Below are 22,581 nucleotides of genomic sequence, written 5' to 3'. Positions count from 1 at the left end.
TTCAAAGCAAAGGTTCTTCAAGCACGCAACTGTACCGATGCGTTTGCACAACGTGAGTCGGCGGCAATACCTCGGCACACACGGCGCGTGCATGTCGGCAACGCGGGTGAAAGGCGCAACCGCTGGGCAGTCTCAACGGGCTGGGTGGCTCGCCCGGCAAAGGCTCGCTGGGCAGCGGGCGGTACGGATCAATCTCCGGGATCGCCTGGATCAACGCCGCCGTGTAGGGGTGACGGGGCGTGGTGAACACTGCCTCCACCGGGCCTTCCTCGACGATTTTCCCCAGGTACATCACCGCCACCCGATCACACAGGCGGCGGACGATGGCCAGGTCGTGGGCGATAAACAGGATCGCCAGGTTCATGCGCTGTTGCAGTTCCAGCAGCAGGTTGATGATCTGGCCCTGGATCGACACATCCAGGGCAGCCACGCATTCGTCGGCGATGATCAGCCGCGGCTCCACCGCCAGCGCCCGGGCAATGCCGACGCGCTGGCACTGGCCGCCGCTCAGGGAGCCAGGCTTGCGGCTGGCAAGCTCGGGGCGCAGGCCTACCAGATCGAGTAATTCGTCGACCCGGCGTGGGATGTTTTCTGGCGCCACCTTGCGCTGCACCCGCAGGACTTCGGCAATGGTTTCGCCGATGGTCAGCCGCGGGTTCAGGGCCGCGTAGGGATCCTGGAAGATCATCGCCGTCTCGTGCCGCAAACGGGCGATATCGACCGGCCCGGCGTGGGCCATGTCGATGCCGTCAAACACCACCTGCCCGGCGCTGATGGGGTTGAGGTGCAGGATCGCCCTCCCCAATGTGCTTTTGCCGCTGCCGGACTCGCCCACCAAACCCAGTGTTTCACCGGCGGCCAGGGTCAACGACACCCCGTTGACCGCCCTCACCCACTGTTTATTCAGGCCGAACAGGCCGCTGCCGGCGGCGGCAAAACGCACCTCAAGGTCATTCACCTGCAACAACGTCATGGGCGAACTCCCAGGGGATAGTGACAGGCCACCCGCGCGCCTTCCGGCAGCAGCTCGGTGCACAAGCTGCCGACTTGCGGGCAGCGCGGGTTGAACCGGCAGCCCTTGGGCAATGCGTCGAGCAATGGCGGTTGGCCGGCGATGGTGCGCAACAGGGCGTGGCCGCTGCTGGTGGCGGGCTGGCACTCGATCAGGCCGGCGGTGTAAGGGTGTTGCGGGTGTGCCAGCAGCTCGTATTTGCTGCCGTGTTCGCACAGGCGCCCGGCGTACATCACGGCGATGGAGTCGCAGGTTTGCGCCACCACGCCCAGATCGTGAGTGATCATGATGATCGACAGGCCACGCTGGTCCCGCAGGTCCAGCAACAGCCGCAGAATCTGGGCTTGCACGGTCACGTCGAGGGCGGTGGTCGGTTCGTCGGCAATCAGCACCTTGGGATTGCAGCCAAGGGCCACCGCGATCATTGCCCGCTGGCGCATGCCGCCGGAAAACTCGTGGGGGTAATTGTCGATCCGCGCCTGGGGATCGGGAATGCCGACCTGGCGCAGCACTTCGATAGCCTGCAAGCGCGCCTCCTTTTTCGACGCGCCCTGGTGCAGTCGGATGCCTTCGGCGATCTGCTCGCCGATGCGCATCAACGGGTCGAGGTGGCTGCTGGGGTTCTGGAAAATCATCCCAAGTTGCCCACCGCGTACCGCGCGCATGCCGGCGTCATCCAGCTGCAGAAGGTCCTGGCCCGCCAGGCGCACCGAACCGCCCTGCACCCGCAGGCTCGGGGACGGCAGCAAGCGCATCAGCCCGCGACAGGCCATGGTCTTGCCCGAACCGCTTTCGCCCACCAGGCCGAGGATTTCACCTTCGGCCAGGTCGAACGACACCCGGTCCACCAACGTTACGTCGCGCCCGGTGTTATTGGCGATGACGCTCAGGTCCTGCACCTGCAACAGGCTCATGAGCAATCCCCCAGCACTTGCGCCACACCATCGGCCAGCAGGCTGAAGCCCATGGCCAGGGTCACGATGGCCAGGCCCGGGAAAGTGCAAATCCACCAGGCGGTGGTGATGAACGCCTGGCCTTCGGCAACCATGGTGCCCCACTCGGCGGTCGGCGGTTGTACGCCCAGGCCGAGGTAGCTGACCGCTGCGCCGTTGAGCAGCACCAGCACTGCGTCAGACATCGAGAACACAATCGAACCGAACATCGCGTTGGGCAACAAATGCCGGAACAGAATGCGCCCATGGCCAAAGCCCAGGCTTTTGGCGGCCAGGGCGAAGTCGCTTTCCTTGAGCACCAGGATCTGCGAGCGGATCAGCCGCGCGTAGGACACCCAGCCCACCAGCGCCATGGCGATGTAAAAGCTTTTCAAACCCGGGCCGAGAATGGCCATGATCGCCAGCATCAGCACCAGGAACGGGAACGCGAGGATCACATCGATCACCCGCATGCAGAAGCTGTCGAAACGCCCGCCGATGTAGCCAGACACCGCACCGACGAAGGTGCCGATCAGGAACGGAAAGATCACCCCGACCACCGCCAGTTGCAGGTCGATGCGTGCGCCCCAGATCACCCTCGAAAGGATGTCTCGCCCGTAGTTGTCCGTGCCAAATGGATGGGCCTGGCTGGGACCCAGCAAACTGATGTCGGTGTTTTGCGCAATCGGGTCAAAGGGTGCGATCCAGGGGGCGAACACGGCCAGCGCCAGCCATGTCAGCAGAATCAACAGGCCCCAGGCCGCCGTCAGCCGGCCATTGCGAAAACCAAAGCGCAGGCGCAGGCGCCATGGGGCGATCAATGGGCGGCTGCTCATTGCATCTTCACTCGCGGGTCCAGCGTGACCGTCACCACATCGGCAACAAAGTTGACCAGCACGGTGGCACAAGCCAGCACCATCGCCACGCCCTGCACCACCATGTAGTCGCGGGTGAAGATGCCGCGCACCAGCAATTGGCCGATGCCGGGAATCGCAAACAGGCTTTCGATCACCACCGTGCCACTGATCAGCCAGCCAATGTTCACCGCCAGCAGGTTCACCGCCGGCACCAGGGAATTGGGCAGCACATGACGACGAAACACCGCCGCCTCCGACAACCCGCGCGCCCGGGCGGCGGTAACGTGGTCAGCCTGCAACTCCATCAACATGCTCGCCCGCAGGTTGCGCACCAGCACCGCCGACAGCGCCAGGGCGATCGTCAGGCACGGCAGAACCATGTGGTGCGCCTTGTCCAGCCAGGTGCGCCCATACCCGGAGACCGGGAACAGGCCCCATTGCACGCTGAGCAACAGGATCAGCATCAACCCCAGCCAGAACGCCGGCATGCCCAGGCCCACCGTAGTGAACAGCCGGATCAGGTTATCCGCCCAGCCACCTTTATTACGCGCGGCCACGGTGGCCAGCGGCACGGCGATCAACAGCGCCAGCAGCACACTGCCGAGCACCAGGAACAGGGTCGGCTCGATGCGGGTGACGATCAGTTTCAGCGCGTCGACCTTGTACAGCAGTGACTGGCCGAGGTCGCCCTTGAGCAGGTTTTTCAGGAAGTAGAAATATTGCAGCCACAGCGGCTGGTCGAGGCCGTACTGGGCGCGGATCTTCAGCAAGGCGTCCGGGGTGCTGCGCGAACCCAGCAGGGCCCGCGCCGGGTCGCCGGGAATCGAGCGCACCAGCACAAAGGTGATCAGGCTGATGCCAAACAGCACCGGCAGCAATTGCAGCGGCCGGGACAGCACAAAACGGTAACGCGCCAGGTTCATCCGTCAGCCTCGATGACGAGCGAGGAAGTCCAGCAGCACCGGGAAGTATGCCTGGGGCTCTTCGTAAAACGGCATATGGCTGCTGTTGGGGAACACGTGCAGCTCGGCGTGCCGGGCCGCGCTTTTCATGCGCATGGCGCAGGCCGGGGTCAGTTCGTCGTGCTGGCCGGTGGTGATCAGTATCGGCATCTTGAAATCGGCCATCTCGGGGATGCGGTTCCAGTCCTTGAGGTTGCCGATGTAGAGAAATTCGTTGGGACCCTGCATGGTTTCGTAGGGGCCCATGTTCCAGTCGCCGAGGGAACGCTGGACCGGCGCCGGCCATTCGTCCAGGCGGCAGACGTGGCGGTAGTTGAGCAAGGTGATGGCGGCCTGGTACTGCGGGTGATCGAGGGTGCCCATGGCTTCATGGCGTTGCATCATCGCCACGGTTTCGCTACCGAGTGCGCCGCGCAGGCGTTCCAGCTCGAGGGACAGGTGCGGAATGTCGCCGACGGTGTTTTCCAGAATCAGGCTTTTCAGCGCATCGGGGTAGTGAATGGCGTACTCGATGCCCAACCATCCGCCCCAGGAATGCCCCAGCAAGTGCACGCGGCCAAGGCCAAGGGCCTGGCGCACGGTTTCGACTTCTTCGACATAACGGCTGATTTCCCACAGCGAAACATCGGTCGGTCTGGCTGAAGCGCCCGTGCCAAGCTGGTCGAATGCAACCACTCGCAGGCCGTTGTCCTTGAGCCAGCCATGGGCGTCGCGCAAGTAGTCGCAAGGCAGCCCGGGGCCGCCATTGAGGCACAGCAACACTTCATCGCCTTCGCCAAAGCTATAGGCCACGAGGTTGTGGCCATCGACCTGCACGTTGTACCGCTGGTCGGGGGCAATTTCACGCCACATGCATACATTCCTTGTTGTGTGTCGGCCCTGTGGAGAGTGGCCGTTTAGAGGCCAACACTACCGAGGATGCCGCGTGTCCATAACCTGGTAATTCTTATAGGTTTGGTCTGGCAGTCCTTCGCCGGGGCGTGGCATTCTACTTGCAGCAAGACGAGATTCAAATGAAATCGGGAGCAGAACGGATGCTGGCCAGGCTAACTGCGTTTAATGACCGTCTCATCCCCGGCAGGAGCCTGGATGAACAGATGGACAACACCCTCGTATTGGCCCAGGACCTGGGTTTTGATGCGTTGGTCTACGACTACACCCCCGTGCCCATTGACCATAATGGTGCACTGATCACCCCTTCTGTGCTGCAACTGCGCAATACCCCGCCCGACTGGTACAACCTGTGGTGCAGTTCCGGCTTTTATCAGATCGATCCGGTGCAACACCTCGCACTGTCGACGGTTTCACCGTTTGTGTGGTCCTACGAGGCCAAGGCCGATACCGCGCTGCAAAAAATCATCGACCCCTGCCACGCCCCGGTTTCCAGCTACCTGCACGACCGCCAGATGACCTGCGGCGTCAGCGTGCCGATCCATTTGCCCCGTGGCGGCTTCGCCTCGCTGACCGGCCTGCGCACCGGCAAGGCCAGCGCCGTGTTGCAGGACGCCCGCCAGACGCTGTCGGAATTCAGCCTGATTACCCACGCCTTGCAGGAAGCGGCCTACCCGCTTTTCAGCAAGGAACTGCGCTCCTACCCGCATATCCGCCTGACCAAGCGTGAGCGCGAATGCCTGAAATGGGCCGCCGACGGCCTGACCGCCGCCGAAATCGCCACGCAATTGAGCCGCTCCCTGGCAGTGGTTACCCTGCACCTGGCGTCGGCCATGCACAAACTGGGGGCCAAGAACCGGGTGCAAGCGGTGGTACGGGCCACTCATTACCGGCTGCTGGAAGACTGATCCGAAGGAAAAACCTAGCTGTTTTGCTAGTTACTTAAACTTTCTGTGCCGACTATCGTGTACCTGATCACTTTTTCTCAGGGCAGGGCACGAAATGGAATTCATCGAAACAATCCGCGAAGGCTATGCGGCCTTTCGCGACTACCAGACCTGGTATCGGGTAACCGGCGACCTGGACAGCGGCCTCACGCCGCTGGTCATCCTCCATGGTGGCCCGGGTTGTACCCATGATTATGTCGATGCCTACAAGGACGTAGCCGCCAGTGGCCACGCGGTCATTCACTACGACCAACTGGGCAACGGCCGCTCCACCCACCTGCCTGACAAAGCCCCTTCATTCTGGACCGTCGGCTTGTTCCTCGAAGAACTGGACAACCTGCTGGACCACCTGCAGATCAGCAACAACTACGCGATCCTGGGTCAATCCTGGGGCGGCATGCTCGGCAGCGAACACGCCATCCTGCAACCCAAGGGCCTGCGTGCATTTATTCCGGCCAACTCGCCGACCTGCATGCGTACCTGGGTTGCCGAGGCCAACCGCCTGCGCAAGCTACTGCCTGAAGGCGTGCACGAGACCTTGCTCAAGCATGAACAGGCCGGCACCTACCAGGACCCTGAATACCTGGCCGCCTCGCGGATTTTCTATGACCAGCACGTGTGCCGGGTCAATCCGTGGCCGGAAGAAGTCGCCCGCACATTCGCCCAGGTGGATTCGGACCCGACGGTGTATCACGCCATGAGCGGCCCGACGGAATTCCATGTGATTGGCAGCTTGAAAGACTGGAACGTGATCGGCCGGCTGTCGAAGGTCAATGTGCCGACCCTGGTGATTTCCGGTCGCCATGACGAGGCCACGCCGCTGGTGGTCAAGCCGTTCCTGGATGAGATTGCCGATGTGCGCTGGGCGCTGTTCGAAGACTCCAGCCACATGCCGCATGTTGAAGAGCGACAGGCGTGCATGGGGACGGTGGTGCAGTTTTTGGATGAGGCTTGTTCGGTGCCCCACAGAACGCTCAAGACTGGCTGAGATCAAAATGTGGGAGCGGGCTTGCTCGCGAAGGCGGTGGATCAGTCAGCATATTTAGCGACTGACACACCGCCTTCGCGAGCAAGCCCGCTCCCACATTGGACTCTTTGTGGCTGTTACACCTCGCTGGTCTGCGCCCTGCCGTGCACCGCCGCTTTCTTCGGCACTTCCTCCAGCAACGGAATTTCCTTGCCCTCGGCATCAAACAGCTTGCCGCCGCTGAAGTAATCCCCGTCCCGCAACGCCGCCACGTCCTGGAAGCACAGGCTGCGTTCCGTCCCGGCAACGAATACCGACTGCTGGTCCGAGTTGCCCGCGGTGAAGTGGTTGAACGCCAGGTTCAACAGGATCGCCATGATCGCCGACGAACTGATCCCCGAGTGGAAAATGGTCGCGAACCAGCTCGGGAAGTGATCGTAGAAACTCGGGGCCGCAATCGGGATCATGCCAAAACCGATGGAAGTGGCGACAATGATCAGGTTCATGTTGTTGCGGTAATCGACCTTGGACAAGGTCCGGATACCACTGGCAGCCACGGTGCCGAACAGCACGATCCCGGCCCCGCCCAGCACAGAAGTCGGCACTGCCGCAATCACCCGCCCCATGAACGGCAGCAGGCCGAGGATCACCAGGAATATCCCACCGGTGGCGACCACATAACGGCTCTTGACCCCGGTAACCGCCACCAGTCCGACGTTTTGTGCAAACGCGCTCTGGGTGAACGAGCCGAAGATCGGCGCAAACATGCTCGACAGCATATCCGCACGCAGGCCATTGCCGAGGCGCTTGGAGTCGACCTTGGTGTCGATGATTTCACCCACTGCCAGAATGTCCGCCGAGGTTTCCACCAGCGTCACCATCACCACGATGCACATGGAAATGATCGCCGCGAGATGGAAGGTTGGCATGCCGAAATGGAAGGGTGTGGGAAAGCCGAACATCGGGCCCTGGGTCACGCTGGAGAAGTCAGCCATGCCGAGGAACACCGCGATAACCGTGCCGATCACCATCGCCAGCAGGATCGACAGTCGCGAGATGGTCGCGCTACCGATCTTGCTCAGCAGCAATACCAGCACCAGGGTCAGCGCCGCCAGGCCGATGTTCGGCATGCTGCCGAAATCTGCGGCGCGGCTGTTGCCGCCCATGGCCCAGCGGGCGGCGACGGGCATCAAGGTCAGGCCGATGGTAGTGATCACAATCCCGGTGACCAGCGGCGGGAAGAATTTGGTGATTCGCGAGAACACCGGGGTGATCAGCAGGCCTATCAGGGAGGCGGCCATCACCGCCCCGAGAATCGCCGGGATGCCACCCGCACCGTCGCTGCCAACAATCGCCACCATGGTCGCCACCCCGGCAAAGGACACCCCTTGCACCAGCGGCAACTGGCAGCCGAAAAACGGCAGGCCCAGGGTTTGCAGGAGCGTGGCCAAGCCTCCGGCAAACAGCGAGGCAGCGATCAGCAGGCCAATATCGGCCGGCGACAACCCGGCCGCCTGGCCGACGATCAACGGTACAGCCACGATGCCGCCGTACATGGTGAGCACATGCTGCAGGCCGTAAGCCATGTTGGCCGCGACGCCGAGATTCTCATCTTCTGGCCGCTGCGGTGACGTCTTCGGGATAGTCATGGTGAGGGGTTCTCTGTTTTTGTTGTGCACTCACTGTATGCAATAGAAAGATTGGATGTCCATAGAGTTGTATACAATCATTTTCACAAGAACACCCTGAACGCCGTTACAAAAATCCATTCAGCCGCCCTGCCCCGTGGCTCGAAGCGCTGCGCACAAGGACTTGAAAAAAATGCTCAACCGCAAGCTGCGCATCCACGCCTCGGCGATTTACTACTTCGACATGGTTCGCCGCTGCCACTCGATCCGCGAAGCCGCGCGCCGCCTGAACGTGGCGTCTTCGGCGGTGAACCGGCAGATCCTCAAGCTGGAAGACGAGGTGGGCGCGGCGCTGTTCGAGCGCCTGCCCGGCGGCCTGCGCCTGACGGCGGCCGGGGAAATCCTGACCCGCCACGTGAGTTTCCTGTTGCAGGACGTGGAGCGCGTGCGCGGTGAACTGGATGGCTTGAACGGTGTGCAGACCGGCCACGTGGAAATCGCCACGGTGGAAGGCGCCACTGTGGAGCTGCTGCCCGCCGCCCTCAAGCGCATGCGTGAGCGTTATCCGAAAGTGACCATTGGCGTCACGGTACAAGGTTCGCAATCGATTCCCGGTGCGGTGGTCAACGGCCAGGCTGACCTGGGGCTGGCCTTTGCTTTACCGCGCAGCAGCGAAACCATCCAGGTGTGTGTCGGCCATTTCCGCCTGGGGGCGTTGATGGCACCGGGGCATCCGTTGGCCGGTGAAAGTAGCGTGAGTTACGCGCGCTGCTGTGAACACGGGGTGATCCAGGCCAAGAGCGAGCTCTCGGTTCACCACCTGATCGCACCGCTGCACAAGCGTTCGGCGGCGACGAACAAGCCACTGCTGCACAGCAACTCGATGGAGCTGGCCCGGCAACTGGCGCGCCAGCAACTGGGCATCGCGTTCCAGACGCGCATTGGCGTGGAGGTAGATTTAGCCCGCGGCGAACTGCTGCACATTCCGCTCAGCGACCAGGGCGGGATCTTCAGCGACCTCGGCTTATACGCCCGCAAAGACCGGGACTTGCCGATGGCGGTGCAAGCCATGGCCCATCTGCTCAGTGAAGAAATCAACTTGCGCGAACATCAGGAAACACCCTGGGCGCCGCGTATTTCCTGACTCTCAGGCCAGTTTCAGTGCTGCCGTTTTGGCATCGGCCCAGGCGAGATTCTGTTCTTTGGAACCTACAACGGATGTGCCGATACTGCGCCCGGCGACCCTTGCGCGGTCGCCATGAGCCAAAACGCCAAAGGAATTAAAACAATGAAAAAGGCACTGCACGGCGCAACCGTATTACTCACATTGTTCGGCGGCGGGGAGGCTGTCGCGCTGGAATGGATGAACAACAGCCTGGGATTTCGCTATGGCCAGCAATTCACCAACCCGAACAACCCGGATGAATTCAGCAAGCGCATCTACAGCTTCACCCACGCCAGCGGCTACCAGTACGGCAGCAACTACCTGAACCTCGATGTGTTCCTGTCCGACAGCCGCGACCCACGCAAGGGCACCGACCACGGCGGCAGCGAAGTGTATGCCGTGTACCGGCATCAGCTGTATGCCTCACGGGTATTCGATGTACCGCTCGGCACCGGGGTGATCAAGGATTACGCCCTCACCTTCGGCTTTGACGCCAACCGCAACAACAACCTGGCCTCGGCGAAAAAACGCGCACTGGTGATTGGCCCGACCTTGAAGTTCAACACCGTCGGCGTGCTGGACCTGAGCCTGATGTACTACAAGGAAAGAAACCATTCCGGCATCCCTGGCGCGAAAGAACCCGATCACACCTTCGACGATACCTATATGCTCAACCTGACCTGGATGCGGCCTTTCGAGATCGGCAACCACGGGGCGAAGTTTCAGGGGTTTATCAATCACGTCGGGGAAAAGGGCGAAGACTTCCATGGCCGCGACACCGCGCCGGAAACCCTGATGCGCACCGCGCTGATGGTGGCGGTGCGCCCGGGCAAAAGCGTCAAGCCCAATCTCTACCTGGGCGTCGGGTATGAGTATTGGCATAACAAGTTCGGCGTGGACGGCGGCCGGGGTAGCCGCACGTCAACGCCGACGGTGAACATGGAAGTGACGTTCTAGCGGGCGCGCACCAGGTCGGCATCGCCATCGTCGACCTTCGGTCGCGCCAGCCAGTAGCCCAACACGGCCAATGGCGCGGTCGCCAGCATCACGATCGCAGTGATCAACAGCGGCTGGTCGATCATCGACGACACGATCAGGCTCGCCAGGAAGCACAACCCCAACTGCAAGGTGTTCTGCAATGCCGCCGCCTTGCCGGAATTTTCCGCAAACGGCATCAGTGCATTCGCCACCACGATCGGGTAGCTGGCGCCATTGACCAGGGCCATCAGGCAGAACGGAATCAGCAAGGTGGCGAGCGTCGGCACGGTCAAGGTCGCGACGAGGTACAGCGCGACCATGCTGATGCAGTACGCCAGCAGCAGCCACGGCAACAAAGTCTTGCCCTGGAACCGCTGCAACGCACTGCGGCAACTGTAGCCACCGATCAGGAACGACAGCGTTGGCAATACGTAGCTCAAGCCGATGTCATTCGGGCTGTAGCCCATCCCGCCAAGGATGAACGGCGAGGCGGTAAGCCAGGCGAAGAAACTGGCCGAGCATGCGGCAAAGATCATCACGTTGCCGGTGAACACCCGCGACTTGAGCAATTGCCCATAGCCGAGTCGGGACGGTTCGCCGTCGGTTGTCAGGCGTTTCGGCAGCGGCCTGAGAAACAACGTAGGCAGCAGCAGGAGCAGCGAAACCACCAACAACACACCGAAGATCGCCTGCCAGCCCCAATGATTCAGCATCAGCGCTCCCAGCAATGGCGCCAGGGCCGGAGACAGTGACATCAGCGGCATAATGCCGGCGAACACCCGATGGGCCTTGTCCGCCGGGTAGCGGTCGATCACCAGCGCCTGCCAGCTGACGGCGGCGGAACACACGCCAATCGCCTGGACAAAACGCAAGGCCAACAGCTGCGGTGCGGTCTCGACCCAGAACATCCCCAGGCAGCCGAGCACAAACAGTGAAAGGCCTGTAAGCAGCACCGGCTTGCGTCCCAACCGGTCGGACAGCGGCCCCCACAGCAACTGCCCGACGGCAAAGCCGGCGAGGAAAATGCTCAGGCTCGCGCCCACCGCGCCGGGGGAAATCTGCAGTTGCTCGCCCATGGCGCCAAACGCCGGCAAGTACATATCCATGGCCAGATAGCCGAGCATGCTCAGCCCCGCCAGGTACCAGGTGAATCCAAAAGAATTTTTCATTGAAGCCTTGTATAACCTGCCATCAAACTATTTGCTGACTGGCGCCTATTATGAAGCTGAGCAAATCCCTGTGAAGCGATAATAATTGGACATTCTTATCAATAATTTTGAAGGCAAATCCCATGTGGTCTGAATATTCCCTGGATGTGGTGGATGCAGTGGCCCGCCACGGCAGCTTCAGCGCCGCCGCCCAGGAACTGCACCGCGTGCCGTCAGCCATCAGCTACACCGTGCGGCAACTCGAAGAATGGCTGGCGGTGCCGCTGTTCGTCCGACGGCATCGGGATGTGGAGCTGACACCTGCGGGTAAATTGTTCATCGACGAAGCCCGCGGCGTCATGAAAAAAATGCTCGGCACCCGCCGGCTGTGCCAGCAAGTGGCAAATGGCTGGAGTGGCCAGTTGAAAGTCGCGGTGGATTCCATCGTTAAACAGCAGCGCTGCCGGCAGTTGGTACTGGATTTCTATCGGCAGTTCCCGGAGGTGGAATTGCTGTTGGATTACGAGGTGTACAACGGGGTGTGGGATGCCCTGGCCGATGACCGCACCGATATCGTGATCGGCGCCACCAGCGCGGTGCCGGTGGCCAGTCAATTCACATTTCGTGACATGGGCCTGCTGAACTGGCTGTGCGTGGTCAGCAGCCGGCATCCGCTGGCAGCGGTCGAAGGCCTGCTCAGCGATGACCAACTGCGGCCCTTCGCCTCCCTGTGCATGACCGACACCTCGCGCAACCTGCCCAAGCGCGACACCTGGACCCTGGATAACCAGCGTCGTTTGGTGGTGCCGCACTGGGCTTCGGCGATTGATTGCCTGCGGGATGGCCTGTGCGTCGGCATGGCACCGGCGCACCTGGTGCAGCCGTGGATCGAGCGCGGCGAGCTGAGCGCCCTGCAACTGTCCCGGCCCTTCCCTGCCAGCCCGTCGTGCGTGGCCTGGGCACAGAACAAACTGTCGCCGGCCATGGCCTGGTTGCTGGATTACCTGGGGGATACCGAGACCCTGAATCAGGAATGGCTGAACGGGGTGCAGGTGGGCTCCGGCTACCCCGTTTGACTGATCGTTCCCACGCTCTGCGTGGGAATGCAGCCAGTGACGCTCCGCGTCAGCCTCATCCGTGTTTAGTCCAGAAGCCGGGAAAGTGCGCGCACGATCATCTCCACTTCCTTGGCATCGATGGTCAGCGGCGGCAGCAGGCGGATGATCTTGCCCCGCGTGACGTTGATCAGCAGGCCATGCTCTTGCGCCGCACGGTGGGCCAGGTCGCGCTGAGGCGTTGCCAGTTCGATGCCGATCATCAGCCCTTGCCCGCGAATCGCCAGCACCTGGGGATGCTCGTTCAATTCCACCCGCAGGCGCGCCAGCAGCCGCTCACCCTGTTGCGCCGCGTTGTCCAGCAGGCCTTGTTCTTCGATGATCTCCAGCACCGTACAACCGACACGGCAGGCCAGCGGGTTGCCGCCGAAGGTGCTGCCGTGGCTGCCGGGGGTAAACAGTTGCGCAACAGCGGCCCGGGCCAGGCACGCGCCAATCGGCACACCGTTGCCGAGGCCTTTGGCCAAAGTCATCACGTCCGGCACGATGCCTTCATGCTGGAAGGCAAACCAGCGACCTGTACGGCCGATCCCGGTCTGGATCTCATCGAGCATCAACAACCAGCCTTGCCGGGTGCAGTGCTCGCGCAAGGCTTTCAGATAGCCCGGCGGCGCGACTTGCACGCCGCTTTCGCCCTGGATCGGCTCAAGCAGCACCGCAACAATGCGCGGGCCAAACTCCCGGGTCACGGCCTCCAGTGCCTTCAAGTCACCGAAGCCGACCTTGATAAAGTCCCCCGGCAGTTTTTGAAATCCCAACCGCACGGAAGGCCCGTCGCTGGCGGACAGGGTGCCCAGGGTGCGCCCGTGAAAGGCATTCTCCATCACCACCACCAGCGGCTGTTCGATACCCTTTTTCCAGCCATGCAGCCGGGCCAGCTTCAGCGCCGTTTCGTTGGCTTCGGCACCGGAGTTGTTGAAGAACGCCTGGTCCAGCCCGGAGAGCCGGGTGAGGCGCTGGGCCAGGCGCTGCTGCCAGTCGATGCTGTAGAGGTTGGAGGTGTGCAGCAGCAAACCGGCCTGCTCACTGATGGCCGCTACCAGCCGCGGATGGGAATGACCGACGTTGGTCACCGCCACACCTGCCACCGCATCCAGGTATTCACGGCCCTGCTGGTCCCACAGGCGCGTGCCAAGGCCTCGGGTAAAGCTCAGGGGCGACGGTTGATAAGTGGTCATCAGGCAGGCGGCGGTCATGGCATCAGGCTCCAGTGCATCGTAGTGATGGCACCAGTATCGTTAGCCACCCGAGCTGGATAAACTGCACAACACTGCGATCACTTTAAATCAGGGCTTGATAATGGATCTGTTCCAGGCGATGACGGTGTACGTAAAAGTGGTGGAATCCGGCAGCATGACGGCGGCAGCGCAGGCGTGCGGCATGTCCACCACCATGGTCGGCAATCACCTGCGCGCGCTGGAACAAAGGCTGGGGGTCAGCCTGCTCAAGCGCACCACGCGCAAGCAAAGCCTGACCGAGTTTGGCGGGATTTATTACCAGCGTTGCCTGGAGGTGCTGGGCCTGGTGGCCGACTCCGAGCAGATGGCCGAACAAGCCAACAGTGACGTACCCAAGGGCCTGCTGCGGATCACCGCACCACCGGCCTTTGGCACCGAACGCCTGGCACCGGCGCTCAGCGAATTTTCCCAGCGCTACCCACAGATCAAGCTGTACGTGGTGCTGAGCAACCAGCGGATGGACATGGTCGACAGCGGGTTCGACGTGGCCATCCGCTTGGGCGACCTGGACGCGCCAAGCCTGATTGCCCGCCCCATGCAGGATTACACCATCACCCTCTGCGCCTCTGCGGAGTACCTGGCGCGCCGTGGCACACCTCAACGCCCCGATGATCTGCAGCAACATGACTGCCTGGCGTTCGCTTACCCGGCGACCGACGATTGGCGCAACGCCGACAAGTTGTGGCGAATGCGCGGCGCAGAGGGCGACGTGGAAATTCCGGTTTCCGGCTCATTGACCATCAACAGTTCGCAGGCCTTGCGCCAGGCTGCCCTGGAAGGCATGGGCATCGTGATGCTGCCTGACGCCCTGGTCGAGCCAGACCTGCGGGCCGGTAAACTGGTGGCATTACTGACGGACTACCAACTGCCCAGCCGGCCCATGCATTTGCTGTACGCCCAGGACCGCTATCGCCTGCCCAAGCTGCGGGCGTTCGTGGACTTCGTCATGGAGAAATGGGCGCGCTAGAGGCTCACCCCCTGCTCGATCAAGCGCTCACGGGTCTGCGCGGCAGACACGTGGTGAATCCCCTGCCAACCCAGCGCAGTGGCCGCCTCGATATTGCCGGCTACATCGTCAATAAACACCACTTCACCCGGCTGGATATCCGGCAAATGGGCGCGCACCTGCGCCAGGCTGGCGTGGTAAATCGCAGGATCGGGCTTGATCAGCTTGATTTCGCCGGACACCACGATGTCGCGAAAATACTGCAGGAAGGGATAGTGGGCACGGGCATAGGGAAAGGTCTCGGCGGACCAGTTGGTCAGGCCGAACAGCGGCATCTTCGCCTCATGCAACGCTTCGAGTATCGCCACGCCCTCCGGCAATGAACCACGCAGCATCTCGTGCCAGCGGTCGTAGTACGCCTGGATCAGTGGTGCATGCTGAGGATGTTCGGCGATCAGCGCGCGGGTGCCCTCAGCCAGACTGCGCCCGGCGTCCTGCTCGGTGTTCCAGGCCTGGGTGCAGACGGTGTCCAGGAACCGTTGGCGCTCCCGGTCGTCGGTAATCAGCTGGCGGTAGAGATGGTGCGGGTTCCAGTCGAACAGGACACCGCCGAAATCAAAAACGACTGCACGAATCGTCATGTAGATCCTCCGTTAGCGTGGGTGTGATAACGGCCGCAGTCTGGCATGACGCGCACAAAAAAGCGGCCCCTGGAGGCCGCTTCTTCGTTACCGCAAGCGCTTAAGCCTGAATCAGGCCCTTGATCTTCACGGTCGGATTCACGTCAGCGTCGTAGTCCACGCCGTCGATCTCGAAACCGAACAGGCGCAGGAATTCCGCCTTGTAGCCGGCAAAATCGCTGATCTCGTTGACGTTGTCATCGGAGACCTGATTCCACAGGGCCGCTACCGCGTCCTGAACCTTAGGCTCAAGTTCCGCGAGGTCGGCGCGCAGGCGGCCGTCGGCGTCGAGCTTGGGCTCTTTGCCATACAGGCTGTCCTTGAACAGGCCGTAGACCTGCTCGATGCAACCTTCGTGGGTGCCCTGCTCTTTCATCACTTTAAACAGCAACGACAGGTACAGCGGCATGATCGGGATCGCCGAGCTGGCCTGGGTCACTACTGCCTTGAGTACCGACACACGGGCGTCGCCTTTCAGCGCCGCGAGGTTTTCGCGCAGGGTCAGGACTTTCTTGTCCAGGTCCTTCTTGGCTTCGCCGATGGAGCCGTTCCAGTAGATATCCTGGGTCAGCTTCTCGCCGAGGTAGGTGAACGCAGTGGTCTTGGCGCCTTCGGCCAACACGTCGGCGTCACGCAGGGCGTCGATCCACAGCTGCCAGTCTTCGCCGCCCATGACTTTCACGGTGCCGTCGATTTCTTCCTGGGTGGCCGGTTCGAGGGTGGTGTCGACCACGACGCCCTTGTCGGTGTTGATGCCGCGCAGGGTCACAGCCTTGCCGATCGGCTTCAGGGTGGAGTTGTGCACCACGCCTTGCGGGTCGGTACGGCGTGGCGCGGCCAGGCTGTAGACCACCAGGTCGATCTTGCCGAGGTCTTTCTTGATGGTTTCGATGGTCAGGCGCTTGATCTCGTCAGAGAACGCATCGCCGTTGATGCTCTTGGCGTACAGGCCTTTTTCCAGCGCAAACTTCTCGAAGGCGGCGCTGTTGTACCAGCCGGCAGAGCTGAGCTTGCCTTCTTCGCCTTCTTTCTCAAAAAACACGCCCAGGGTGTCGGCGCCGCAGCCAAAGGCAGCGCTGATGCGCGCGGCCAGGCCGTAGCCGGTGGAAGCCCCGAGGACCAGCACCTTTTTCGGGCCGCCTTCAATGGCACCGTGTTCGGTCACGTAGTCGATCTGCTCTTTGACATTCGCTTCACAGCCAACCGGGTGAGCGGTCACACAGATAAAGCCACGAACCCGCGGTTTGATGATCATAAAATTTCTGCCTCTTCCAAGGTGCCGAAGGCCAATGGTGGCCATTACAGCGTCAATCGTACGGGTCTATGACGCCCGGAAAACCGAAGCGTCACGATAGTCGCAAATCTTCTGTTCACAAAATGCTATCCGCAACACCGCCAGCCTGGCCATCCACCGAGGCGTTTTAGGGGGACAGCGGTAAAAATCTGTGCAGTGACTTCACAAATTTCCAGCATTTAAAACGCCACGTGAGGGCGATAACACCCTATCATGACCATATTATTTCGATATGTTTCAGCTCAGGCATGATGCCCCACGGGTTGACTGACTCCTTTGCCTGGCCGGCCAGTCAATCGCAGACGGTTTTGAAGCAATCGAAAACCGCCCGATGGAGCCCAGTTTCATGAGTAAGAGTGTCATCCGCAAACGCCTGGCGTCCGCCGCCTGGGTCCTTGGCGTCTTGCTGTTCATTTATTGCTTCCCCAAGACCACCCTGGTGTTTCTGCTGCTGGTGGTGTTCTGCGGCCTGTACGATTTCCTGCGCAATGGCCTGTACGACGGCGCGACCATCAAGAAGTATTTCATCGGCAACGGCCGCAATACCTGGCTGCTGGCACCGTTCAACACGCTGTTCGATTTGTTGAGCCAGCGTAATCGTCACGTTTATAAAATGAACGACCTGCCGCCGGCCTGGCGCGAAGACCTGCAAAAGGTGATCGACGACGCCATGGCCAACAAAGACGAGATCATCCAGTACCTGGACGAGCGCATGGCCGAGAAAAAACGCGGCATGCTGTTTTTCCAATGGTACGGCCGCCCGATCGAGACCACCCTGGATATCCCGCAACTGCGGGAAAAACTGCCCTACGTGAAAACCATCGGCGTGTCGGTATTCAACGAAAACCGTTCCACCTCGTTTCACTTCGGCCCGCTGCGCATGATGTTCCGCGTGCTCTACAACATGGCACCGGCGCCCCATCACGATGGCGTCTACATCCAGGTCGGCAAGCACAAACACTACTGGCACGATGATCCGCTGTTTATCTTCGATGACACGCTGATGCACGCCTCCTTCAACAAGAACGACGCCAAGCGCTACTGCCTGTTCATCGACATCGTGCGGCCAACCCTGGTGCCGTCGGTGCTCAACGGCCTGATCGCGGCCTTTGCCGGAGCAGTCTTTACCCTGCGTCGGTTTTTCTACAAAAACTGGAAGCTGATTCAGTAACTTCTGCGGCATGATGGTGCGCGACGGTGTTTGCGCTCGGCTCCAGTGCCGGGGAAAATGCCAGTCCAATGCGACCGAAAACGGCGCGCACTATCCTCAAGCCACTGGCCATGCATGGTCCGGTGGCTGTGCTTTCAGGGAATCAGAATGCCCCAAAGACAAGTCATCAATGCCTCCGTAAGCCCTAAAGGCAGCCTTGAAACGCTGTCGCAACGTGAAGTCCAGCAACTGAGCGAAGCCGGTACCGGCAGCATCTACACCCTCTTCCGTCAATGCGCCCTGGCCATCCTCAACACCGGCGCGCACATCGACAACGCCAAGACCATCCTCGACGCCTATAAAGATTTCGAAGTGCGCATCCACCAGCAGGACCGTGGCGTGCGCCTGGAACTGTTGAATGCCCCGGCTGACGCGTTCGTCGATGGTGAAATGATTGCCAGTACCCGGGAGATGCTGTTCAGCGCCCTGCGTGACATCGTCTACACCGAAAACGAACTGGACAGCCAGCGCATCGACCTGAGCAGCTCCCAGGGCATCACCGACTACGTGTTCCACCTGCTGCGCAACGCCCGCACCCTGCGCCCGGGCGTCGAGCCGAAGATCGTGGTGTGCTGGGGCGGGCACTCGATCAATACCGAAGAATACAAATACACCAAGAAAGTCGGCCACGAACTCGGCCTGCGCAGCCTCGACGTGTGCACCGGCTGCGGCCCCGGCGTGATGAAAGGCCCGATGAAGGGCGCGACCATTTCCCACGCCAAGCAACGCATTACCGGCGGGCGCTACCTGGGCCTGACCGAACCGGGGATCATCGCCGCCGAGGCGCCGAACCCGATCGTCAATGAGCTGGTGATTTTGCCGGACATCGAAAAGCGCCTGGAAGCCTTCGTGCGCGTCGGCCACGGCATCATCATCTTCCCGGGCGGCGCCGGCACCGCCGAAGAGTTCCTGTACCTGCTGGGCATCCTGATGCACCCGGACAACCGCGACGTGCCGTTCCCGGTGATCCTCACCGGGCCGAAACACGCCGCGCCGTACCTGCAACAGTTGCACGCGTTCGTCGGCGCGACCCTGGGCGAAGCGGCGCAGGCTCATTACCAGATCATCATTGATGACCCGGCTGAAGTGGCCCGGCAGATGACCGTCGGCTTGAAAGCGGTCAAACAGTTCCGCCGCGAGCGCAACGACGCGTTCCACTTCAACTGGCTGCTGAAGATCGACGAGGGCTTCCAGCGCCCGTTCGACCCGACCCACGCCAACATGGCCAGCCTGCAACTGAGCCACGCGCTGCCGCCCCATGAACTGGCGGCCAACCTGCGCCGGGCGTTCTCGGGGATTGTGGCGGGCAACGTCAAGGACAAGGGCATCCGCCTGATCGAGCAGAACGGGCCGTATGAGATTCATGGCGACCCGGCGATCATGAAACCGCTGGATGAGTTGCTGAAGGCGTTCGTAGAGCAGCACCGGATGAAACTGCCAGGCGGCGCCGCCTACGTGCCGTGCTACCGCGTGGTGCAGTGAGTCAGCGCTGAACCGCTACGCACTTGATCTCCAGCAGCAAGCCCGGGTTGGCCAGTTCTGATACGCCAATGACCGTCCAGGCGCACAACCCGCGAGGGAACAGGCGGTTTTTCACTTCACGGAAAACCGCCATGTGCTCGCTCATGTTCACGTGGTAGGTGGTCATGTCGACCACGTCTTCAAACGTACAGCCCCCCTCCTCCAATACCAGGCGCAGGCTCTCCCAGGCGGCGACGAACTGTGCCTCGGGATCGGTGATGACTTCCAGGTGTTCGGTGCGGCCGACCTGCCCTGCGCAGTACAGGGTCTTGCCGACTTTTACGGCCGGGACGTAGCCGGCGCGCTCGACGATGGGGTGCATGGAAGTGGGGATGATGAGGTGGCGGTCGGTCATATGTTGTATCTCTTAAGGCTGGTTTCAGGCGTGTCGACGGGAAACGTTCGGACTATCGTTTTACCTGTTCCGACCCACCCACGCCAGATGAGTAACCTATGGACCAATGGATCTTGCCCTCCACTATTCCTTACCCTAAGGTAAGGAGTATCACGAGAGAGGCTTTCAACATGGCTACCGCCACACTCACTTCAAAAGGCCAAATAACCATTCCCGTTCAAGTCAGGGCCGCACTTGGGCTGAACACTGGCGACCGGGTCGAATTCGTCGAAATGGAAGAGGGCAAGTTTGCGATCATCGCGGCCAGCAAGACTGTGTTGGACCTCAAAGGGCTGATCCGCAAACCCGCCAAGCCCGTCAGCATCGAAGAAATGAACCTGGCCATCGCTGCACAGGGAGCCAAAGCACGATGATTGGACTGGATACCAATGTGCTGGTGCGTTACGTCACCCAGGATGATCCCGTCCAATCGCCAAAGGCATCCAGACTGATCGAGTCGCTCACCACTGCCTCGCCGGGTTTTGTCAGCCTGGTTTCAGTGGTGGAACTGGTGTGGGTCCTGCAGTCCAGTTACCAGTCAGCCAAGAGTGAAGTGGTTGCGGTCCTGGAGACGCTGCTGCGTACCCGCGAACTGACCGTAGAGCACGCCGACGTTATCTGGCAGGCACTCCGGCGATTTACAAGCACCAGGGCCGATTTCGCCGACTGCCTGATTGAACGCTGCGCCCACGCAGCAGGCTGTGAATATACGGCGACATTTGATGTCAGCGCGGCCGAGGCTACCGGCATGCGGCGGCTGACCTGAGGCGTCGCGTTGCAGAAGCGTCAAGGCTTTGGTAGAAAATGCCCTTACTGACTTTATCCAGAGACAAGACCAACGTGCGCACGCTTTTTCTCGCCGGCCTGGCATTAACGTCCCCATTGACCCTCGCCGAAGCCATCGCCTGGCCCGACCTGCCCGACACCTGCTTTGTCAGCGGTCGCTCCGCTACCAGTCAGGATGTGGACACCGGTTGTGCGGCGTTTCTGATCAATGTGAAGGGCAAGGCGGCAGGCACGCCGATCAAGCTGGATATCCCGCAGTACGCCATGCATGTCGACGAAGGCACCGGCAAGGAAACACCGGTGATCCTCATCCAGGCGGAAGAGAATGGCGATGTTAAAGCGGTAGGTTACAAGGAGCTTGGCACCGGCCAGTTGGGCGCGGCGCTGCTCAGGGAAGTTCGGCTTCTGGGTACGAAGAAGCCGATTTAAGCCATCGGAAAACGGTCAGCGAACCCAACCGCCGCCCTGCCAGTGATAGCCGTCGTTACGCTGCTCCCAATGCGGGTGGACATAACGATAACCTGGCCGTACCGGCTCCCAGTGGCCGTGAACCGCCACATAGCGCCCGCCTTCCCAACGCCAGTAGCCACGCGACCACAGGTAACCTGGCCGCCCTTCGGGCTCGACCTCGATGACCTGCACCGGCGGCGGTTGCGGCGCGACGACTTCTACATATTCACGCTGCACCGGTCGTCGATCATGCACGACCCGCTCCTCTACACACCCGGAAGCCGCGACGACCAAAGCCGCCAATGCCGCATAACGTAACAACATACAGAATCCTCGGGCGTGACCGCCCAGCGTTTATACCGGTAAAAAAAGTGCCCCCTTGTTCCAGCCGCGCTCCTGCTTGGCTATAAGACTTTTTAACAGGTGCCAACTGTCAGCTTGCTGAACCCACGGGCAGACAGCAGGTAAAGAAAAACTGACCTTTTCAAGAGGCACAGACTGCGACCGGCTGTTTCAGTCGCACCAGAATCAGCCCGGCCACCACCACGGCGATCCCTGCATACGTCGACGCATGAATCTCATCGCCAAACATCAGCGCCGCCCACACCAGTGTCACGGGAGGCTCCAGGTACACCAATGTCGCCACATGGGTGGCCGTCATCACGCGCAACAACATCCACAGGCTCAGGTAAGCCACGAAGGTAGAGAACACCGTCAGCCAAACGATGGAGATCAATACGTCGGGGGTCCGCGGAATGCTCAGCGTATCGGTGTACAGCACCGCTGCAGCAAAGCCGATCAAGGTCAGCAACGACTGGATAAACAACGCCAGGCTCAGGTCGCCGGAGTCTGTGCGGGCCGCCCGCCGTTCGTACAGCGTGGCCACGGTCAGACCGAGTGCCGACACCAGGGGCAATGCATACATGACCCACCCGACTTCGGCCCCGCTGTTGCGGTATTGCCCGAAGATGACGATCGACACGCCGGCAAAACCGATCATCAACCCCAGCCACTGCCAGCCGCCGCTGCGTTCGGCGTGGCTACCCGATGACAGCGCCGCCGTCATCAATGGCTGCAGGGCCGCGATGATCGCCGCAATCCCCGGCGGCAAACCGTTCTGGATCGCCACGTAGACACAGGTCAAATAGAGAAACTGCGAGAGGAAACCCACCACCGCGTGATGGCGGATCTGTGCCCAGGAAACCTTCAGCAGCCGCACGTTCAAAAACAGCGCCAGGCACAACGACACCAGCAAGAAACGCCAGAACAGCACGTTGAACACGCCATCACTCCGGGTCGCCAGTTTCGCGCCGATAAACCCCGAACTCCACGACAGCACGAACACCGCCTGTAACAGCAACAGCCCCACGGTTGATCGCTTCATTGAGCCTCCGGTTCGCTTGATTGACCAAAAGGCTAAGTGCCGAGCATGATTCTGTATATTTGAATAATCTGTACCA

At 61.2% G+C, this 22,581-nt stretch carries 24 protein-coding genes; 11 read left to right on the top strand and 13 right to left on the bottom strand.

The window, feature by feature from the left end; all coding sequences use genetic code 11:
* Position 1: 1 nt before the first annotated feature.
* Genes HX814_RS06160 through HX814_RS06140 form a run of 5 tightly spaced genes read right to left on the bottom strand, consistent with a single transcriptional unit; the run spans position 2 to position 4,615 of the window.
* Positions 2 to 973, bottom strand: a complete 972-nt coding sequence (locus HX814_RS06160) for an ABC transporter ATP-binding protein (protein ID WP_087693677.1) — start codon at positions 971 to 973, stop codon at positions 2 to 4.
* Complete coding sequence (locus HX814_RS06155; RefSeq protein WP_102368420.1) at positions 970 to 1,926, bottom strand: ABC transporter ATP-binding protein; 957 nt, start codon at positions 1,924 to 1,926, stop codon at positions 970 to 972. Before HX814_RS06155 ends, HX814_RS06160 begins: the two co-directional genes overlap by 4 nt.
* Positions 1,923 to 2,780 (bottom strand): ABC transporter permease, encoded by an 858-nt coding sequence (locus HX814_RS06150; protein WP_177008097.1) that lies wholly within the window; start codon positions 2,778 to 2,780, stop codon positions 1,923 to 1,925. The genes HX814_RS06155 and HX814_RS06150 overlap by 4 nt, the downstream gene beginning before the upstream one ends.
* Positions 2,777 to 3,724: an ABC transporter permease gene (locus HX814_RS06145; RefSeq protein WP_003218838.1), complete on the bottom strand. Its 948-nt coding sequence runs from the start codon at positions 3,722 to 3,724 to the stop codon at positions 2,777 to 2,779. Before HX814_RS06145 ends, HX814_RS06150 begins: the two co-directional genes overlap by 4 nt.
* Before the next feature lie 3 nt (positions 3,725 to 3,727).
* Complete coding sequence (locus tag HX814_RS06140; protein ID WP_003218840.1) at positions 3,728 to 4,615, bottom strand: proline iminopeptidase-family hydrolase; 888 nt, start codon at positions 4,613 to 4,615, stop codon at positions 3,728 to 3,730.
* Positions 4,616 to 4,797: 182 nt separating this feature from the next.
* Between HX814_RS06140 and HX814_RS06135 the strand changes: the two genes are divergently transcribed.
* Together HX814_RS06135 and HX814_RS06130 are read left to right on the top strand one after the other, a co-directional pair.
* The gene (locus tag HX814_RS06135) at positions 4,798 to 5,562 is read left to right on the top strand and encodes a LuxR family transcriptional regulator (RefSeq protein WP_008437673.1); all 765 of its coding nucleotides are present in this window, start codon (positions 4,798 to 4,800) and stop codon (positions 5,560 to 5,562) included.
* Between the two features lie 94 nt (positions 5,563 to 5,656).
* On the top strand, positions 5,657 to 6,589 hold the full coding sequence (locus HX814_RS06130; RefSeq protein WP_177008098.1) for a proline iminopeptidase-family hydrolase: 933 nt from the start codon (positions 5,657 to 5,659) through the stop codon (positions 6,587 to 6,589).
* A gap of 116 nt (positions 6,590 to 6,705) precedes the next feature.
* Here the strand turns inward: HX814_RS06130 and HX814_RS06125 are convergent, their stop codons facing one another.
* Positions 6,706 to 8,217, bottom strand: a complete 1,512-nt coding sequence (locus HX814_RS06125) for a nucleobase:cation symporter-2 family protein (protein ID WP_177008099.1) — start codon at positions 8,215 to 8,217, stop codon at positions 6,706 to 6,708.
* 172 nt (positions 8,218 to 8,389) lie between these two features.
* Here HX814_RS06125 and HX814_RS06120 point away from each other — a divergent pair, with 172 nt between their 5' ends.
* The gene (locus HX814_RS06120) at positions 8,390 to 9,340 is read left to right on the top strand and encodes a LysR family transcriptional regulator (RefSeq protein WP_177008100.1); all 951 of its coding nucleotides are present in this window, start codon (positions 8,390 to 8,392) and stop codon (positions 9,338 to 9,340) included.
* Positions 9,341 to 9,484: 144 nt separating this feature from the next.
* Positions 9,485 to 10,318, top strand: coding sequence for a nucleoside-binding protein (locus HX814_RS06115; protein WP_102368416.1), 834 nt, complete (start codon positions 9,485 to 9,487; stop codon positions 10,316 to 10,318).
* Here the strand turns inward: HX814_RS06115 and punC are convergent.
* Complete coding sequence (punC, locus tag HX814_RS06110; protein WP_008437667.1) at positions 10,315 to 11,508, bottom strand: purine nucleoside transporter PunC; 1,194 nt, start codon at positions 11,506 to 11,508, stop codon at positions 10,315 to 10,317. The two genes, HX814_RS06115 and punC, sit on opposite strands and share 4 nt — an antisense overlap.
* A gap of 122 nt (positions 11,509 to 11,630) precedes the next feature.
* Here punC and punR point away from each other — a divergent pair, with 122 nt between their 5' ends.
* Complete coding sequence (gene punR / locus HX814_RS06105; RefSeq protein WP_003218855.1) at positions 11,631 to 12,563, top strand: DNA-binding transcriptional activator PunR; 933 nt, start codon at positions 11,631 to 11,633, stop codon at positions 12,561 to 12,563.
* 65 nt (positions 12,564 to 12,628) lie between these two features.
* Here punR and HX814_RS06100 read toward each other — a convergent pair whose 3' ends face one another.
* Positions 12,629 to 13,798, bottom strand: coding sequence for an aspartate aminotransferase family protein (locus HX814_RS06100; RefSeq protein WP_102368414.1), 1,170 nt, complete (start codon positions 13,796 to 13,798; stop codon positions 12,629 to 12,631).
* A gap of 103 nt (positions 13,799 to 13,901) precedes the next feature.
* On the opposite strand from HX814_RS06100, the gene HX814_RS06095 reads away from it, so the two are divergent.
* The gene (locus tag HX814_RS06095) at positions 13,902 to 14,807 is read left to right on the top strand and encodes a LysR family transcriptional regulator (protein ID WP_177008101.1); all 906 of its coding nucleotides are present in this window, start codon (positions 13,902 to 13,904) and stop codon (positions 14,805 to 14,807) included.
* On the opposite strand, the gene HX814_RS06090 is transcribed toward HX814_RS06095, so the two are convergent.
* Both HX814_RS06090 and fabV read right to left on the bottom strand, forming a co-directional pair.
* Positions 14,804 to 15,427 carry an HAD family phosphatase gene (locus HX814_RS06090; protein ID WP_003218862.1) on the bottom strand — a complete coding sequence of 208 codons (624 nt, stop codon included), beginning with the start codon at positions 15,425 to 15,427 and terminating at the stop codon, positions 14,804 to 14,806. The genes HX814_RS06095 and HX814_RS06090 overlap by 4 nt on opposite strands.
* Positions 15,428 to 15,527: 100 nt before the next feature.
* Entirely contained in the window at positions 15,528 to 16,721 is a 1,194-nt protein-coding gene (gene fabV / locus HX814_RS06085; RefSeq protein ID WP_003218863.1) for an enoyl-ACP reductase FabV, read from the bottom strand.
* A 385-nt stretch (positions 16,722 to 17,106) separates the two neighbouring features.
* On the opposite strand from fabV, the gene HX814_RS06080 reads away from it, so the two are divergent.
* Both HX814_RS06080 and ppnN read left to right on the top strand, forming a co-directional pair.
* Entirely contained in the window at positions 17,107 to 17,931 is an 825-nt protein-coding gene (locus HX814_RS06080; protein ID WP_177008102.1) for an aspartyl/asparaginyl beta-hydroxylase domain-containing protein, read from the top strand.
* A 147-nt stretch (positions 17,932 to 18,078) separates the two neighbouring features.
* Positions 18,079 to 19,452: a nucleotide 5'-monophosphate nucleosidase PpnN gene (gene ppnN / locus HX814_RS06075; RefSeq protein WP_003218868.1), complete on the top strand. Its 1,374-nt coding sequence runs from the start codon at positions 18,079 to 18,081 to the stop codon at positions 19,450 to 19,452.
* 1 nt (position 19,453) lies between these two features.
* On the opposite strand, the gene HX814_RS06070 is transcribed toward ppnN, so the two are convergent.
* Positions 19,454 to 19,846: a RidA family protein gene (locus tag HX814_RS06070; RefSeq protein WP_003218870.1), complete on the bottom strand. Its 393-nt coding sequence runs from the start codon at positions 19,844 to 19,846 to the stop codon at positions 19,454 to 19,456.
* A 98-nt stretch (positions 19,847 to 19,944) separates the two neighbouring features.
* Between HX814_RS06070 and HX814_RS06065 the strand changes: the two genes are divergently transcribed.
* From HX814_RS06065 to HX814_RS06055, 3 genes are all read left to right on the top strand, one after another.
* The gene (locus tag HX814_RS06065; protein WP_003218872.1) at positions 19,945 to 20,259 is read left to right on the top strand and encodes an AbrB/MazE/SpoVT family DNA-binding domain-containing protein; all 315 of its coding nucleotides are present in this window, start codon (positions 19,945 to 19,947) and stop codon (positions 20,257 to 20,259) included.
* Complete coding sequence (locus HX814_RS06060; protein ID WP_177008103.1) at positions 20,256 to 20,651, top strand: PIN domain-containing protein; 396 nt, start codon at positions 20,256 to 20,258, stop codon at positions 20,649 to 20,651. Before HX814_RS06065 ends, HX814_RS06060 begins: the two co-directional genes overlap by 4 nt.
* Positions 20,652 to 20,725: 74 nt before the next feature.
* The gene (locus tag HX814_RS06055) at positions 20,726 to 21,100 is read left to right on the top strand and encodes a hypothetical protein (protein ID WP_032899669.1); all 375 of its coding nucleotides are present in this window, start codon (positions 20,726 to 20,728) and stop codon (positions 21,098 to 21,100) included.
* 15 nt (positions 21,101 to 21,115) lie between these two features.
* Here HX814_RS06055 and HX814_RS06050 read toward each other — a convergent pair whose 3' ends face one another.
* Positions 21,116 to 21,445: a YXWGXW repeat-containing protein gene (locus HX814_RS06050; protein WP_023659079.1), complete on the bottom strand. Its 330-nt coding sequence runs from the start codon at positions 21,443 to 21,445 to the stop codon at positions 21,116 to 21,118.
* Between the two features lie 160 nt (positions 21,446 to 21,605).
* Positions 21,606 to 22,505, bottom strand: a complete 900-nt coding sequence (locus HX814_RS06045; protein ID WP_177008104.1) for a DMT family transporter — start codon at positions 22,503 to 22,505, stop codon at positions 21,606 to 21,608.
* Between the last annotated feature and the right edge of the window lie 76 nt (positions 22,506 to 22,581).

Origin of the sequence: Pseudomonas sp. C8002 (genome assembly GCF_013385765.1) — a bacterium.
Lineage (GTDB): Bacteria > Pseudomonadota > Gammaproteobacteria > Pseudomonadales > Pseudomonadaceae > Aquipseudomonas.
Note: the sequence above shows the minus strand (reverse complement) of the source record. Positions and strands in the feature narration are given on the sequence as shown.

Bases quoted from the DNA above. Each gene is read 5' to 3' on its own strand.
- HX814_RS06160 (WP_087693677.1), bottom strand. From the start codon at position 973: ATGACGTTGTTGCAGGTGAATGACCTTGAGGTGCGTTTTGCCGCCGCC.
- HX814_RS06155 (WP_102368420.1), bottom strand. From the start codon at position 1,926: ATGAGCCTGTTGCAGGTGCAGGACCTGAGCGTCATCGCCAATAACACC.
- HX814_RS06150 (WP_177008097.1), bottom strand. From the start codon at position 2,780: ATGAGCAGCCGCCCATTGATCGCCCCATGGCGCCTGCGCCTGCGCTTT.
- HX814_RS06145 (WP_003218838.1), bottom strand. From the start codon at position 3,724: ATGAACCTGGCGCGTTACCGTTTTGTGCTGTCCCGGCCGCTGCAATTG.
- HX814_RS06140 (WP_003218840.1), bottom strand. From the start codon at position 4,615: ATGTGGCGTGAAATTGCCCCCGACCAGCGGTACAACGTGCAGGTCGAT.
- HX814_RS06135 (WP_008437673.1), top strand. From the start codon at position 4,798: ATGCTGGCCAGGCTAACTGCGTTTAATGACCGTCTCATCCCCGGCAGG.
- HX814_RS06130 (WP_177008098.1), top strand. From the start codon at position 5,657: ATGGAATTCATCGAAACAATCCGCGAAGGCTATGCGGCCTTTCGCGAC.
- HX814_RS06125 (WP_177008099.1), bottom strand. From the start codon at position 8,217: ATGACTATCCCGAAGACGTCACCGCAGCGGCCAGAAGATGAGAATCTC.
- HX814_RS06120 (WP_177008100.1), top strand. From the start codon at position 8,390: ATGCTCAACCGCAAGCTGCGCATCCACGCCTCGGCGATTTACTACTTC.
- HX814_RS06115 (WP_102368416.1), top strand. From the start codon at position 9,485: ATGAAAAAGGCACTGCACGGCGCAACCGTATTACTCACATTGTTCGGC.
- punC (WP_008437667.1), bottom strand. From the start codon at position 11,508: ATGAAAAATTCTTTTGGATTCACCTGGTACCTGGCGGGGCTGAGCATG.
- punR (WP_003218855.1), top strand. From the start codon at position 11,631: ATGTGGTCTGAATATTCCCTGGATGTGGTGGATGCAGTGGCCCGCCAC.
- HX814_RS06100 (WP_102368414.1), bottom strand. From the start codon at position 13,798: ATGACCGCCGCCTGCCTGATGACCACTTATCAACCGTCGCCCCTGAGC.
- HX814_RS06095 (WP_177008101.1), top strand. From the start codon at position 13,902: ATGGATCTGTTCCAGGCGATGACGGTGTACGTAAAAGTGGTGGAATCC.
- HX814_RS06090 (WP_003218862.1), bottom strand. From the start codon at position 15,427: ATGACGATTCGTGCAGTCGTTTTTGATTTCGGCGGTGTCCTGTTCGAC.
- fabV (WP_003218863.1), bottom strand. From the start codon at position 16,721: ATGATCATCAAACCGCGGGTTCGTGGCTTTATCTGTGTGACCGCTCAC.
- HX814_RS06080 (WP_177008102.1), top strand. From the start codon at position 17,107: ATGAGTAAGAGTGTCATCCGCAAACGCCTGGCGTCCGCCGCCTGGGTC.
- ppnN (WP_003218868.1), top strand. From the start codon at position 18,079: ATGCCCCAAAGACAAGTCATCAATGCCTCCGTAAGCCCTAAAGGCAGC.
- HX814_RS06070 (WP_003218870.1), bottom strand. From the start codon at position 19,846: ATGACCGACCGCCACCTCATCATCCCCACTTCCATGCACCCCATCGTC.
- HX814_RS06065 (WP_003218872.1), top strand. From the start codon at position 19,945: ATGGACCAATGGATCTTGCCCTCCACTATTCCTTACCCTAAGGTAAGG.
- HX814_RS06060 (WP_177008103.1), top strand. From the start codon at position 20,256: ATGATTGGACTGGATACCAATGTGCTGGTGCGTTACGTCACCCAGGAT.
- HX814_RS06050 (WP_023659079.1), bottom strand. From the start codon at position 21,445: ATGTTGTTACGTTATGCGGCATTGGCGGCTTTGGTCGTCGCGGCTTCC.
- HX814_RS06045 (WP_177008104.1), bottom strand. From the start codon at position 22,505: ATGAAGCGATCAACCGTGGGGCTGTTGCTGTTACAGGCGGTGTTCGTG.